The following is a 12,526-nucleotide window of genomic DNA, read 5'->3' on the forward strand; positions in this document are numbered from 1 at the left end:
CCCTATTCAAACATCGGCGTTGAGAGGTACCTTTCACCGCCATCGGGAAGGATGGTCACGATGACTTTGCCCCTGTTTTCAGGACGTTTGCCCACCTGGACGGCAACGTAGACCGCGGCGCCGGAGGATATGCCGACAAGCAAACCTTCTTCCCTGGCAAGCTTCCTGGAAGTAGCGAAAGCGTCTTCCGATGTCACCGTGATGATCTCGTCGATGATCTTCGTGTCGAGCACCTTTGGGATAAAGCCCGCCCCGATTCCCTGGATCTTGTGTGGGCCGGGGGGCCGCCCTGAGAGAACGGGGCTTTCCGCCGGTTCAACGGCTATGATCTTGACATCGGGGTTTTTCTTTTTCAGGAATTCCCCAATACCGGTCAGGCTTCCGCCGGTACCCACACCCGAGATGAGGATATCCACATGCCCGTCGGTGTCCTCCCAGATCTCAACGCCCGTTGTCTTCCGATGGATCTCAGGGTTGGCGGGGTTCTCGAACTGTTGGGGAACAAAGGCTGAGGGAAGTTCATCGGCGATCTCGCCGGCCCTGTTGATGGCCCCTTTCATCCCTTCCGATCCCGGGGTCAGGACCAGCTCGGCGCCTAAAGCATTTAAGAGTTTCCGCCGTTCGATGCTCATGGTGTCCGGCATGGTGAGTATCAGCCGGTAGCCACGGCTGGCGGCAACGAATGCTAAAGCTATTCCCGTGTTGCCGGAGGTCGGCTCCACGATCACCGTGTCAGGACCGAGGTGGCCGTCCCGCTCGGCCGCCTCGATCATGCTGAGCCCGATACGGTCCTTGACGCTGGAAAGAGGATTGAATGATTCCAGTTTGCCCAGGATACTGACGTCAGCCCCCTCCGCGATCTTGCTGAGCCGGACGAGCGGCGTTCCGCCGATAAGTTCCGTAATATCATTGTAGATTTTACCCATAGTAGCGCTCCTTTTTTTTATTGTTGATTGCCCTTATCTTTGGGGCCTTTTCAGAGTTGAACAAAACTCATCAACAAAGTCAAGAAAAAATTTTATCAACACTATCTTTTAACAACAAAACAATCAAGAATGATGGACTCGCAAGAAATCCATCAAGATTTAACCCCCTGTATTTTACCACGAAGCAGCTCCAGGTCCTCGGGCGTATTGATATTTGCGAAGGGGTCTCGGCCGGCTGTACTTTTGTGCCCGATCATCGGGGAGGCAACCTTCATCCCGTCAAGAGCATCCATGACCTTCAGGCTCTTTTGTTCAAGCCGCTTGAGAAAAGGGTCCAGACACGAACGGGAATATACGGCAAAAAGAGGTTCCGGGCCTTTGGGGCCGCGGGGGACAACAGCGTCATTCCCTTTGCGGAGGGATGCTGTCTTGATGATGAGGTCCGGATCGAGAAAGGGCATGTCGCCGGCAACGGCGAAAATGAATGGAGTCTTTGACAGGCTCAGTCCGGTGTAGATTCCCCCGAGAACCCCGCTGTCCGGGATGATGTCCGGGTGGACCGTGATCTGCAACGCATCGAACTCAGGCCGGTGGTGGCCGATTACAAGTACCTCGGGGAAGATGGAGGACATCCGGCGGTGGATGTGGGCGATCAGGGGGGATCCTTCAAAGGGAAGCAGGATCTTGTCGCATCCCATTCGCAGGCTCATCCCGCCCGCCAGGACAACTCCCGTGGTATCGTCCGGAGAGCGGTTTGTCATTCCCTTTCTGCCCGGACGACCAGCCAGTAAACGATTCCGAGGACCAACAGCGTGCCGACCTTGCTGACGAAGCTGAGCAGTTCCTCGTGCTGGAAACCGGCGATGAGAACCTTTCTGAGAAATGCGACCATGATGACCCCGACGAAGACCTTGATCTGAAGTTTTCTCCCCTTGAGGTGGGAGATCTCCGTATCGAGAAGTTCTATCATCAGCCATATGATCAGCAGTGAACCTAGGGCGGCGATGATACTATCCGGATCGGCCTTCCGGAAGATCCCGATGACGTCCTGCGCGAACAGGGCCACAATCGCCACTGAGACCACTCCCAGCGCAAGGGCCAGGATGAGATTAAGCCCGTAGGTAAAGCGCTCTATCCAGTTTACCAGGGTTTTTTCCACCCGGAAAGAAAGGAAGTATTTTCTCAATTCCTCCTGTCTGTAGGAACTGGTCAGGATGTCCAGGTTGATATCCAGGATTTTGCTGACGGCGATAACACCCTCTTCTCTCTTGTCCTGGGGGACGTGGGACTCGATGATCTCTGAGAGGAAGCGCCGCATCCGTGCCATGGAGGTGTTCACGAAATGGCCGTCGAGTTTGATGTTTACGTGGACCTTCCCCACGTGCCTGAGATTGCGGATGTACGAGTCGTCGTACTTGCCCCCGAATAGATCCATGAACCAGCGGGCGATGAGCTTCCTGTGCCGGTCAAGCTTCTCCTCGGTCGGGAAAAACTCGGCGGTTTCCTTATGGGACATGATGTACCCGTAAAAATCCTCGGTGAACTCCTCCTTGTGTTCCTCCATAAGAGGAGCAAGTTCCTTGAGAAGCTGTTCTTCCTCGGAGGTAAGTTCGTAGTGGGATTTGAAATCCTTCGCTGAAAGCATGTCCTATCCTTTCCCAAAAGGTGCCCGCCGGAACCAGTGTTCCCCGATCTCCCCGACGATGAAGACCCCACGGTCATCCGTGGGGTAACCCAGCGCCTCCAGATCCTCGATGCAAGCGATGCGCAGGAGCTCTCCCATGACAGCCTTCTCATCGGAGGTCATATGGTAGAGGTGAATTTCAAGGAGGATAAAGTCCGTCTCGACCCCCACCCCCTTCTTGATGAAGAACGGATAGCCATAGGTTTCCACCTCGTTTCCGGGGCAGTATGCAATGGGTATCTGCGAACCTGACGTGGGGGTCAATATCCTCTCCCTTCAGGTATTTTATCTACCATACCGTGACGGTCATTGAAAAGCTCGGAATTATTTTCTTGACGCGCCGGTTTGGGATGTGCAAACCTGACGGCTCCTTATCCAGAGTGGCGGAGGGACGGGCCCTGCGAAACCACAGCAACCGGCCATGCGTTCAGCGTGGCGACCGGTGCTAATTCCCGCAAGTTTCTTTGGGAGATGAGGCGCAGGGTAATTCACCCGCCCCCTGCCTTACCCGAGGAGGGGGCTTTTTTTCTACATTTTCCCGGGAGCCGACAGATCCCTTGAACCCTGGAGAAAAAATGAAAAATATCGAGATAAAAGACGCTACGAAAGAGCTGGTTATCCTGAGGGCGCTGGATCGCTACAGGCCGCCTTTCGAGGTCGTCGGGACCTACCGCCTTATTGACGACGGGGTGCGTCCCGAGGCCACGGTCATGCTGAAAGCGGGCGACCAGGAAATGCATGAGGCCGATGAGGGGGCCGGCCCTGTGGATGCGCTGGCCAAGGTCCTGAAAAAGTCCCTGGGGAGACTTTTCCCGGAGTTAAAGAAGGTCCGGCTCCTGGATTTCGCATCCAGGGTGATCCAGGGAGCTACCGGCACTTCAGCCTATGTACAGGTGGACATAGTGTTTACCGACGGCGACCTGGTCTGGAAGGTAGCCTCCTCTTCCGACAATATCAACCTGGCTTCCTTCCGGGCATTGCTGGACGGCTACGAGTACGCCATACATCTTAAGGAAGGTCCAACGGGATAAGGACCGGACCGTTCAAGGTTCAACGTTCAAGGTGATAAAGAACGTCCAACGTCCAACGTCAAAGTTCAAACGTCAAGGGTAAAAAATCCAATGTCCAATGTCCAACGTCAAGCTTCAAACATCAAACTTCAAGGATCCAACGGGGTAAAGCAGCCCTGTACCCGGATTGTAACCCACGAGGACCTTGACGGCGTAGTCAGTGCCGCCATTGTCTCCCTGGCCACGGAGATAAAGCAATTCTGGTTTACAGGTCCGATGTCCATCCAGAACGGGGAAACTCCGACCACCGAGACGGACATCGTCTGCGACCTCCCTTGCCCCATCCGATTTGGAATGTGGTTCGATCACCATGTCGGGAATCTGGCTGACGTTGAACTGAGGGGCCTGGACCCTGAAAAGATTCCGGGGAAGTTCTCCCCGGATCCTTCCTGTTCGAGGGTAGTGCTGGAATATTATCGAGGGCGTGTCGATTTTCCGCCGTTCATCGAAAAGACGGTTGCCAGGACCGACAGGGTGGACTCTTTCGACTATCAAACCATGGAAGAATGGCGGGAACCGCTTCCCGAAAAGCTTCTGGCCGATTCCATCCGTGCGGCGTTTCGAGCCCCGCGGGCGATGCACGGTTATCTCGAAAAGGTCGTGCTTTTGCTGCGTCAAGATTCCATGGAGAAAGCATTGTCGGACCCCGAGGTTTCCAATCTCGTGAAAACCTTTGGCGACATGGAGCGGCGAAGCCTCGAGCTTGTGGAACAGGACGCCTTTTTTCATCCCGACGACGCAAGCCGGGAGGTTGTCATCGTGGATCTGACCCGCCACAATCGCAAACCGGATTTTATCCGGAACACGGCCTTTATCCGTTATCCTGACGCGTTGGCTGTTCTACTGGTCCAGAACCGGTTTTTAAGGGGGAGGAAGACCAACGATCTGACCTTTTCCATGTCACTGTCCTTCCTGATGAACGTCCGTGAGCACCGCAGGGACATCGGGGAGATCATGAGGTCGCTGAACATGGGGGATGGACACCCGGGCGCTGGGGGAGGCATGTTGTCCTGCGGAAGCAAGGATGAGATGATAAAGGTAAAGGCGGCCACCCTGAACTCCATTATCAGGATGTGGCAGGAGATGGCGTAACTGTTTTTTGAAAGGAATCTGACATGAAGATCGAGATCAAGGATGTCGGGCCGCTGAAGGTGGCGGCGGTGGAGAGCGATGGAACCTACCAGGAGATAGGGGAGGTCCTGATGGATCTTTTCCGGTGGGTCCTGGAAAGGGGCGAAAAGGTGGTGTCCTATCCTATGGCCTTCTTCCCTGTGGGTCCTGAAGATGGACCCGTGGGAGGTGTACGCTTCGAGGCCTGCATCCCCGTAAATCCTGAAGCCGAATTGAAAGGCGGCGGCGGCGTAAAAATCAAGAAGCTTCCAGCCGCCACGGTGGCCTTTGCCAAACACCGGGGACCCCTGGACGAGGTGGGAAAAACCTACGACCGGATATTCTCCTGGGCCGAGGATAACGGCTATGTGCCGGAGAAATCAACCAGGGAGCTTTACCTTACCAACCCCACGCAGTTCCATGAAAAGGATCTTCTCACGGAGATCCAGGTGCCCGTCAAGGCGGTCCGGCATTAAAAACCCGGAATCCCTTCCAAGGGGATTCCGAGCCCTGTTCCTTAGTCTTTGAAAACTTTCCGACCTTTACCTTCTACCCCGGCCCCGTCCTTTACCTGCCTTTTCGGCGAACCGTTCCATCCGCTCACCGCGGTGCTCCATGTGGTAGCCCATTCTCTCCAACCGATCAGCCCTGTGGTCGAGGCGAAAACCGCGCATGAAAAATCGCTTTCCTGCATCCGGATGGCCGTTTCTGTAGAGTTTAACCCCTTGTCTTTCGAGACGGTCGGCCCGGCGGTCCATCTTTAAAGCCTTTCGCTGAACTAAATCGCTCCTGTGCTGGAGAACCTCGCCCCGTCTCTCTATCCTTTTTCCCACGATGTGTCTGTTGGGATGGGCCTGGACCTGGGTTGCGCCCAGGGCCGGCAGGGCGAGAATCATGGCGCCGATGAGAATGGATCTGGTTTTCGTCCTCATTTTTTCCTCCTGTCGCTGAATTACTGTGTGCCGCCTTTGGGAATATTGACCCGGGAGGAACAAAAAGGTTTAAGGGAACATTCAATGGGATAAAGAGCGTTCAACGTTCAAAGTTCAATGTTCAACGGAGTAAATCAGTCCAGAGTCCATCCGCCTTCGCCCTTCAGGCTTTGTCGCGACATGGAGTCCAGGGAAAAGAAAAAACGGACACGGGTAGGATAAGCACAAGGCCTGTCATCGTGCCTGTCTCGCCATAGCTCGAAGAGCGAAGGTGGAAAGCTGCGGATGCGGTTCAGTTGACAGGTCTGGTGGTTCGTGTTAGGTATTTTTTCTCTTTTATTATGATGACTTCGCAAGAAGTTATCCACGAGGAAAGTGGAAATGACACTTTTCGCTTTCCGTAGAGTAAAAAGCCATGGATGGACTTTTTACGACTCTATCAATTAGAAACATGGTGGGCGTAGTTCAATTGGTTAGAGCGCTGGACTGTGGCTCCAGAGGTTGAGGGTTCAAGTCCCTCCGTCCACCCCATAATTTCCCCGGGCAGGCTCGTCTTGCCCGGTTGCTTTCTGGAATGTGCGCCCGTAGCTCAGATGGATAGAGCGTCGGCCTTCGAAGCCGCAGGTCGCAGGTTCGAATCCTGCCGGGCGTGCCATGCAAAAAATCAAGTCCCCTCAATAGGGAGGACTTGATTTTTTGCACCGCCCATCGTAGGGATTCGAACCTCTAGCCGTAAGTCCAATAGTGCCTGCCAGCCGTAGCCTTGGCGGAGGTTGGAGCCTGCCCTGAGCGTAGCGAAGGGAATCCTGCCGGGAACAATCCTGCTGTTGGCGTAGACTCTTTACAATTTGGACGGGCGCTGATACTTAATAACGCACGGGCCGCTAGCTCAATTGGCAGAGCAACGGACTCTTAATCCGTAGGTTGAAGGTTCGATTCCTTCGCGGCTCACCACACAAACATGACGCCTTCCACCCGGGAGGCGTCTTTGTTTGTGTCAGCTATGACCGCAGATCCTGAGCAAGCGAAACTTCCAACCTCCAAAGAGTGAAGTGCGTCGAATGGGTCGCGACTGAACACCGCTGATTTTGAAAGGTAGAGTCCGGGTTGAGCCTGGAGAACCTCTCCTTGATGTTGGAGAACCCGAGACGCCGGTCGAGGATGACACTTCCATTCTCGTATCCCTTGTACACAATGCGTTGACACACGGGATACGAAAAATCCGATAAAGTTCGATTAAAGGTGTTCACGTTCATGTTTCCTTCATGTTGGTGATCTACAGTGCTGAAAAAGACAATAGAAAGGTTTCGATTGTCTTATCGATATTGGTTCCGGAATAACCCGACAGCAGAAGGTAGAGTCATGAAAAGGACATCGATTTTGCCAGAAGAAATAAGCAACTGTTCTCAGGGCATTCCCAACCAGTAAAATAATGTTTTTAAGGGAGGGATAAAGGAGATTATGCCGACCCCAGCGATCGAAATTAAAGACCTGACAAAAAAATACGGTGATTTTATTGTAGTGAACAAAATTTCGTTTCGAATAATACAGGGAGATATATTTGGTTTCCTGGGCCATAACGGAGCAGGAAAAACAACCACTGTCAATATGCTTACTACACTGTTAAAACCCACAGAAGGCCATGCCATGATTGATGGATTCGACATAATTAAAGAACCAATGGAAGTGCAGAAACGTATCGGCTATGTCCCTGAAAACGTACAACTATATGAAACTTTAACTGCATATGAGAACCTGGATTTTTTTGCGCGTCTCTCGGGGTTGAAAAAACCGGGGAAAATTATTTATGACACGCTGCATTTTCTGGGTGCAGTGCCGTATGCCCATAATAAAATAAAAAAACTGTCAAAGGGGATGCGTCAAAGAATCGGTCTTGCCCAAGCCATATTACATAAACCGAAAGTTCTTTTTTTAGACGAGCCGAGTTCGGGGCTTGATCCCATGGGAATCAAACAATTAAGAGATATTTGCATTCGTTTAAACAAAGAAACAAACATGACAATTTTTATGAACACTCACCTGCTTTCGGAGGTTACCAAAACATGTAAAACCATTGGAGTGCTCAATCATGGGAACCTTATATATATGGACAGCCTGGAGAGCACATTAAACCGATTTAAAGATGAAAATTCTTTAGAGCAAATATATTTATCCATGGAAACGGATAATCAATATGACTAAAGTAACATGCATGGTAAAAAAAGACCTTAAATTACTGCTAAGAGAAAATACCGTAATTATCTTACTGTCAATATTCGTGGTCATGACGCTGGCTTCAACAGGTATTGAATGGTCCGCACAACATACAATAAAACAGGTCTATAATGTCGCTTCCCAGGAATTGGTAAAAGCCGGCAATCCGGTTCCGACTCTGCCTCTTCCATCAATGAGTTCCCTTTCGTTGATGAAAAATATGATTATCTATATCGTCCTCATAGGCGCGTTGCTTGCCATAACGATGGGGCATGTCGCGTCAATTAATGACAGGCAAGCCGGCGTAATAAGGATTCTGTTTTCAAAACCGTTTTCAAGAACAGACTTCTTCCTGGCGAAAGTACTTTCTTCATCAATAATAATATTTGTTTCTCTTTTCATAGCTATGATTGTCAGTATCATTTCAATATATTCAATGCGCGGCATGAGCTCAAATCAAGTCCTGAATGTCTGTGTTTTCTATTTAGTTTCATTTGTTTATCTTGCCGGTTTTGCCTATATCGGTCTTTTTTTCGGAATGAACAGCGATAATAGTACAAATGCAATTCTTTTTCCGCTTTTGCTCTGGATTGTCATTACTTTTGCGTTGCCTGAATTCGCGTCGGCCCTATATCCTACAGGTTCCTTGAATCCTGTTCTACCTTCAACAAACATGCTTGACTCCCCGATACTGAAGGTAATGCATTCCAGCATATATCCTTTTTCGATATCAGAACAGTACAAGGCACTTTCAGCACACATATTCGGGTTATCATCTGACACGGTTTTAAATAAACGCTCCCATTATTCTCCGTGGGCCAACCTGATAATACTATCGGCCTGGTCAACCCTTACCTTAATATTATCGTATTTATCGGCTAAAAGGTTAAACACCGCCGAAGGTGACACTTATGAATAGTATAATAATTATTGCCGAAAAAGAATGGGAAGATATCCTTCATAACAAAGTTTTCACATTTATTGTCGTTATGTTGGCAATCCTGACTGTAACGTCCTTGATTGTTTCATTTTTGGTTTTTAACAATCAATCGGGTGAATATCGGCAAGCATTGGATATGCTGAAACAGTTAGGTAAAAGGCCTGCTATACCGCCGCCGAAATTATATCCGCTTAATCTATTAAGAGGAGTGGTTGATTATATTGAAATCGTGGGAGCGATTCTGGGAATGCTTCTGGGTTATATAAGCATATCAAAGGAAAGAAACACCAGGGCGCTGGATTTAATTCTGACAAGACCTGTTAAAAAAAGAGATATTGTCTTCGGAAAAATCTTGGGCAACATCATATATGTTGTAGTTTTGATGTCTATCGTATGTGTTATTACCGTTTTGAGTATTTACCTGATTGGAGGTGTGACACTCAATCGGTTGGCGTTATTTAAAATTCTTTTGTTTGGTCTGATTTCTACTATATATATTCTGTTGTTTTTCCTGTTGTCAATTTTCTTTTCATTGAGTTCAAAAACCATGTCTCACGCATTAATCTTCTCCTTTATAACCTGGCTGGTCATCGTTTTGATTCTTCCGCAGGTCGGCGATACCATGGATCCCGACAACCAGGTACCGGGGGGCTTTTTTAAAAGCATGAGCCTGAATAAGGCACAGGAAAAACAGGTGCTGGCTAAATTCAGCGGGTATGAGGCAAGAAGAGGATTCATTGAACAGTTATCGATAACAAAACATTATGAACGTTTTTCCTTTGCAATTTTTGGAATTAAAAAAATATATAATGACAAATCACTGTCTACGATACTGCATGATAAAGCTGGGGACATATTATGGATAATTTTATCAACCATAACTGTTTTTCTGGCTGACTGTCTTTTAATGGTGAAAAGACCATATTGTTTGGAAGGAGATTGAAATGAAAGAGTTTTTTGCAATGGTAATCCTTGGAACTTTATTGTTCGCAGCCCATAACATGTTCGCCGGGACGCTCGTTGACAGCGATAAGGACGGTATCCCTGATAAAGTAGAGAAGGTTCTTGGTACCGACCCTTTGAATCCTGATACCGATGGCGATGGCATCAATGATAAAGACGATAAGAATCCTGTAAACATTGACATCAGTATCGGTGAATCGGTAGGAATCCATGACTTTTCCATAAAACGAATGATTGTTGAAAACAATTATGATCCCTCTGCCCGGAGAGATGCTCCGGATCATCTGGAGATTCTGCTGAAAAATATGGGCAAGGATAGCATTAATAAATTCGAAATAATTTATAGGATAATCGATTTAAAAACCACCCAAGAACAATCATACTTGTTGAAGCTAACCGGATTTACACTCGCAAAAGGTGAAGAAAAACCGATTCATATCGATATCGGAGGGAAAAAAGATCATTACAGGGCAAATCCAAACAGTTTGTATTATTTTTCTACCGATGAATTAAAAATAAGTGTCATTGTAAATGCTCCTGGTCACCAGGCTCAAAGAAAAGAAATAAAAAAAGATGCTGGCGGTGCAGAGGTGGCTGACTGAAGAACGGGAGGCCTCCCGTGGAATAGATAGCGGAAAGAACGAAGGGCAAGGAGGGAAAAATATCTGAGGCAGCCAGGACATGGAAACACTTAATTACGGTTCAAATTCGTCAATCCACTTCGGATGAAACTTTTGATTTCCTTTATAACGCTTTCCCTGTATTTCGGATTGCTCTCTGCCACCTCAATGGATGTTTGATAGAAAGATTCACCTTGAACATCTAACCACTTGTTGTTCATCACAAGAAATACTACGAGAGTTGTCAGAGCAATTCTTTTGTTACCGTTAAGAAATGGATGGTTTTTTACCATAAGGTAGAAAAGCATCGATGCCTTATCGATAAGGGTCGGATAAAGGTCTTTGCCGCCAAAAGTTTGAAATACAGTTCCCAGACAACTTTCCAATATACCAGGGTACCGGGTCTCAAAGTCCGGTATCGGCTCATCCCACTCAAGATGTTTTCGGGCGAGATTGTGAGCAATATGCTCGACCTCGCTTATCTTGATCGGCCTCATTCTTTTCCAAGCCGCTTAAGAACATCTCCGTATTCCTGGACGGTTCTGTTAACAGCCTTGTCGATTTTAATTTTGGCTGCAGGAGTAATGTCCTGGTAGATATCTCCAAGATCGCGGCGATCAATGACGTAGTTGCGACCAACCTTGGACGCCACTATTTCTCCTTTTTTTATTTTCTTAAAAACGGCCACCCTGCTTATACCCATAATTTTGGCAGCCTCCGAAGTACCTATAAGTCTTTTCACCATTGCGGCAACTCCTTAACTATAAGGACTGTTGAAACTTCCATAAACTTTAATCAACTATCTCCAGGTTAACATAGGTTAACTACTATGTTAAAGGTTAACAAGTGCTAATCAAGACTCATTTGCTTAACATATGTTAACCATCTAGTGCAAGGTTAACACGTGTTAACTGTTTTGTAAATACGTTGGCTGGGTTTCAATTCCCGGTTGTAACGTCGCGCGTCTTACTATTTAATAGTCCCATAGTGTTGAGTGAAAAGATGGAATCCTCCATTGCGAAGGCGACCTACGTAAAATCAAGTGATAACTGACAAATGTCCTGGAAACAGGCTGATCTGAGAAATGGCACGGTTACGGGCCATGCCCTGTCGTTCGAACCCTGGATGAGTTTCCGGAATTGGTAAATGAACCACGTTGAGCAATTACTCAAACACGTGCGGGTCCTGAGCCAGGACATCGGCAGCCGCAGTGTCTACGAGCCCGACAAGCTGGAGGCTGCCGCCCTTTACATCGAGGGCGAGCTCGATTTCGCCGGGCTTCACGTTCTCAGGCAGAAGTACGAAGTTCACGGGACGAAAACGGCCAATCTGGTCGCCCGGTCGCCGAATTGGACTGGAGAGGGTCCGGTCCTGGTTCTTGGAGCCCACTACGACACGGTGAGAGGCACGCCGGGTGCCGACGACAACGCCAGCGCGGTGGCGGTCCTCATCGAGACGGCCAGAAAGGTAGTAGAAGAAGCACCGGGAAGGAGTGGCAATCTGCTTTTCGTCGCCTTTTCCACGGAGGAGCCACCCTGTTTTAACACCAGGCTGATGGGCAGCCGGATCTTTGCCGAGCGTATTAAAGGGTCCGAAATTGAGCTTCGTGGCGCTTTGGTTCTGGAGATGGTGGGTTATTTCAGCAATCAACCCGGCAGCCAGGACATTCCCGAGGGCCTGGAGTTCCTGGGTTTCCCGGACGTTGGCAACTTCATCGCCCTTGCGGGTGACCGGCAGTCGGCTGATCTGGCCGAGTGGACCCACTCGAGTTTCGAGGAATCAGATGCCGGCATTCCTGCCCTCAAGTTAGTCGAGCCGGAGGAGCAGACAGTACTGAGCGGCCTCATCCGCCTTTCCGACAACGTCTCCTTCTGGGATGTTGGTATCCCGGCTCTCATGGTCACCGACACGGCCTTCCTGCGTAACCACAACTACCACAAAGAGACCGATACGGCCGAGACGCTGGATTACGAAGCCATGGGAAAGCTGGTTAAGGCGCTTGCTTATACGTTAGTCCGGAAATATCCTGTTTAAGGAGATCGCTTGTTGGTGATTTTCCGGTATTGA

Annotated in this window: 15 protein-coding genes, 3 tRNA genes and 1 riboswitch; of the genes, 11 read left to right on the forward strand and 7 right to left on the reverse strand. The window is 49.2% G+C overall.

The window, feature by feature from the left end; translation table 11 throughout:
- Positions 1-2 precede the first annotated feature (2 nt).
- The 4 genes from cysK to GXP52_02175 form a co-directional block, all read right to left on the reverse strand.
- Complete coding sequence (gene cysK / locus GXP52_02160) at positions 3-926, reverse strand: cysteine synthase A (protein NOY86092.1); 924 nt, start codon at positions 924-926, stop codon at positions 3-5.
- A 152-nt stretch (positions 927-1,078) separates the two neighbouring features.
- Positions 1,079-1,687, reverse strand: a complete 609-nt coding sequence (locus GXP52_02165) for a molybdenum cofactor guanylyltransferase (GenBank protein ID NOY86093.1) — start codon at positions 1,685-1,687, stop codon at positions 1,079-1,081.
- The gene (locus GXP52_02170) at positions 1,684-2,571 is read right to left on the reverse strand and encodes a heme-binding sensor globin domain-containing protein (GenBank protein ID NOY86094.1); all 888 of its coding nucleotides are present in this window, start codon (positions 2,569-2,571) and stop codon (positions 1,684-1,686) included. The genes GXP52_02165 and GXP52_02170 overlap by 4 nt, the downstream gene beginning before the upstream one ends.
- Positions 2,572-2,574: 3 nt before the next feature.
- Entirely contained in the window at positions 2,575-2,874 is a 300-nt protein-coding gene (locus GXP52_02175) for a hypothetical protein (protein ID NOY86095.1), read from the reverse strand.
- A gap of 104 nt (positions 2,875-2,978) precedes the next feature.
- A riboswitch (SAM riboswitch) is annotated at positions 2,979-3,088 on the forward strand.
- Positions 3,089-3,185: 97 nt separating this feature from the next.
- Between GXP52_02175 and GXP52_02180 the strand changes: the two genes are divergently transcribed.
- From GXP52_02180 to GXP52_02190, 3 genes are all read left to right on the forward strand, one after another.
- Positions 3,186-3,641, forward strand: coding sequence for a hypothetical protein (locus GXP52_02180; GenBank protein NOY86096.1), 456 nt, complete (start codon positions 3,186-3,188; stop codon positions 3,639-3,641).
- A 90-nt stretch (positions 3,642-3,731) separates the two neighbouring features.
- On the forward strand, positions 3,732-4,772 hold the full coding sequence (locus tag GXP52_02185) for a hypothetical protein (GenBank protein NOY86097.1): 1,041 nt from the start codon (positions 3,732-3,734) through the stop codon (positions 4,770-4,772).
- Between the two features lie 23 nt (positions 4,773-4,795).
- On the forward strand, positions 4,796-5,266 hold the full coding sequence (locus GXP52_02190; GenBank protein ID NOY86098.1) for a GyrI-like domain-containing protein: 471 nt from the start codon (positions 4,796-4,798) through the stop codon (positions 5,264-5,266).
- Between the two features lie 66 nt (positions 5,267-5,332).
- On the opposite strand, the gene GXP52_02195 is transcribed toward GXP52_02190, so the two are convergent.
- Positions 5,333-5,722, reverse strand: coding sequence for a hypothetical protein (locus tag GXP52_02195; GenBank protein ID NOY86099.1), 390 nt, complete (start codon positions 5,720-5,722; stop codon positions 5,333-5,335).
- A 454-nt stretch (positions 5,723-6,176) separates the two neighbouring features.
- On the opposite strand from GXP52_02195, the gene GXP52_02200 reads away from it, so the two are divergent.
- From GXP52_02200 to GXP52_02230, 7 genes are all read left to right on the forward strand, one after another.
- Positions 6,177-6,253 (forward strand) — tRNA-His (locus GXP52_02200).
- Positions 6,254-6,300: 47 nt separating this feature from the next.
- Positions 6,301-6,377, forward strand: a tRNA-Arg gene (locus tag GXP52_02205).
- Positions 6,378-6,600: 223 nt separating this feature from the next.
- Positions 6,601-6,676, forward strand: a tRNA-Lys gene (locus tag GXP52_02210).
- Positions 6,677-7,183: 507 nt separating this feature from the next.
- Positions 7,184-7,924 (forward strand): ABC transporter ATP-binding protein, encoded by a 741-nt coding sequence (locus GXP52_02215; GenBank protein ID NOY86100.1) that lies wholly within the window; start codon positions 7,184-7,186, stop codon positions 7,922-7,924.
- Complete coding sequence (locus GXP52_02220; GenBank protein NOY86101.1) at positions 7,917-8,855, forward strand: ABC transporter permease subunit; 939 nt, start codon at positions 7,917-7,919, stop codon at positions 8,853-8,855. Before GXP52_02215 ends, GXP52_02220 begins: the two co-directional genes overlap by 8 nt.
- Positions 8,848-9,819 carry an ABC transporter permease subunit gene (locus GXP52_02225; GenBank protein ID NOY86102.1) on the forward strand — a complete coding sequence of 324 codons (972 nt, stop codon included), beginning with the start codon at positions 8,848-8,850 and terminating at the stop codon, positions 9,817-9,819. The genes GXP52_02220 and GXP52_02225 overlap by 8 nt, the downstream gene beginning before the upstream one ends.
- A gap of 1 nt (position 9,820) precedes the next feature.
- Positions 9,821-10,441, forward strand: coding sequence for a hypothetical protein (locus GXP52_02230; GenBank protein NOY86103.1), 621 nt, complete (start codon positions 9,821-9,823; stop codon positions 10,439-10,441).
- An 89-nt stretch (positions 10,442-10,530) separates the two neighbouring features.
- On the opposite strand, the gene GXP52_02235 is transcribed toward GXP52_02230, so the two are convergent.
- Positions 10,531-10,956 carry a type II toxin-antitoxin system death-on-curing family toxin gene (locus GXP52_02235; protein ID NOY86104.1) on the reverse strand — a complete coding sequence of 142 codons (426 nt, stop codon included), beginning with the start codon at positions 10,954-10,956 and terminating at the stop codon, positions 10,531-10,533.
- Positions 10,953-11,204, reverse strand: coding sequence for a helix-turn-helix domain-containing protein (locus tag GXP52_02240; GenBank protein NOY86105.1), 252 nt, complete (start codon positions 11,202-11,204; stop codon positions 10,953-10,955). The genes GXP52_02235 and GXP52_02240 overlap by 4 nt, the downstream gene beginning before the upstream one ends.
- 401 nt (positions 11,205-11,605) lie before the next feature.
- On the opposite strand from GXP52_02240, the gene GXP52_02245 reads away from it, so the two are divergent.
- The gene (locus tag GXP52_02245; protein NOY86106.1) at positions 11,606-12,493 is read left to right on the forward strand and encodes a M28 family peptidase; all 888 of its coding nucleotides are present in this window, start codon (positions 11,606-11,608) and stop codon (positions 12,491-12,493) included.
- Positions 12,494-12,526 lie beyond the last annotated feature (33 nt).

The sequence above is a fragment of the Deltaproteobacteria bacterium genome (assembly GCA_013151915.1).
Lineage (GTDB): Bacteria > BMS3Abin14 > BMS3Abin14 > BMS3Abin14 > BMS3Abin14 > BMS3ABIN14.

Coding starts and splice junctions, on each gene's coding strand:
- cysK (NOY86092.1), bottom strand. CDS start 926: ATGGGTAAAATCTACAATGATATTACGGAACTTATCGGCGGAACGCCG.
- GXP52_02165 (NOY86093.1), bottom strand. CDS start 1,687: ATGACAAACCGCTCTCCGGACGATACCACGGGAGTTGTCCTGGCGGGC.
- GXP52_02170 (NOY86094.1), bottom strand. CDS start 2,571: ATGCTTTCAGCGAAGGATTTCAAATCCCACTACGAACTTACCTCCGAG.
- GXP52_02180 (NOY86096.1), top strand. CDS start 3,186: ATGAAAAATATCGAGATAAAAGACGCTACGAAAGAGCTGGTTATCCTG.
- GXP52_02185 (NOY86097.1), top strand. CDS start 3,732: ATGTCCAATGTCCAACGTCAAGCTTCAAACATCAAACTTCAAGGATCC.
- GXP52_02190 (NOY86098.1), top strand. CDS start 4,796: ATGAAGATCGAGATCAAGGATGTCGGGCCGCTGAAGGTGGCGGCGGTG.
- GXP52_02195 (NOY86099.1), bottom strand. CDS start 5,722: ATGAGGACGAAAACCAGATCCATTCTCATCGGCGCCATGATTCTCGCC.
- GXP52_02215 (NOY86100.1), top strand. CDS start 7,184: ATGCCGACCCCAGCGATCGAAATTAAAGACCTGACAAAAAAATACGGT.
- GXP52_02220 (NOY86101.1), top strand. CDS start 7,917: ATGACTAAAGTAACATGCATGGTAAAAAAAGACCTTAAATTACTGCTA.
- GXP52_02225 (NOY86102.1), top strand. CDS start 8,848: ATGAATAGTATAATAATTATTGCCGAAAAAGAATGGGAAGATATCCTT.
- GXP52_02230 (NOY86103.1), top strand. CDS start 9,821: ATGAAAGAGTTTTTTGCAATGGTAATCCTTGGAACTTTATTGTTCGCA.
- GXP52_02235 (NOY86104.1), bottom strand. CDS start 10,956: ATGAGGCCGATCAAGATAAGCGAGGTCGAGCATATTGCTCACAATCTC.
- GXP52_02240 (NOY86105.1), bottom strand. CDS start 11,204: ATGGTGAAAAGACTTATAGGTACTTCGGAGGCTGCCAAAATTATGGGT.
- GXP52_02245 (NOY86106.1), top strand. CDS start 11,606: ATGAACCACGTTGAGCAATTACTCAAACACGTGCGGGTCCTGAGCCAG.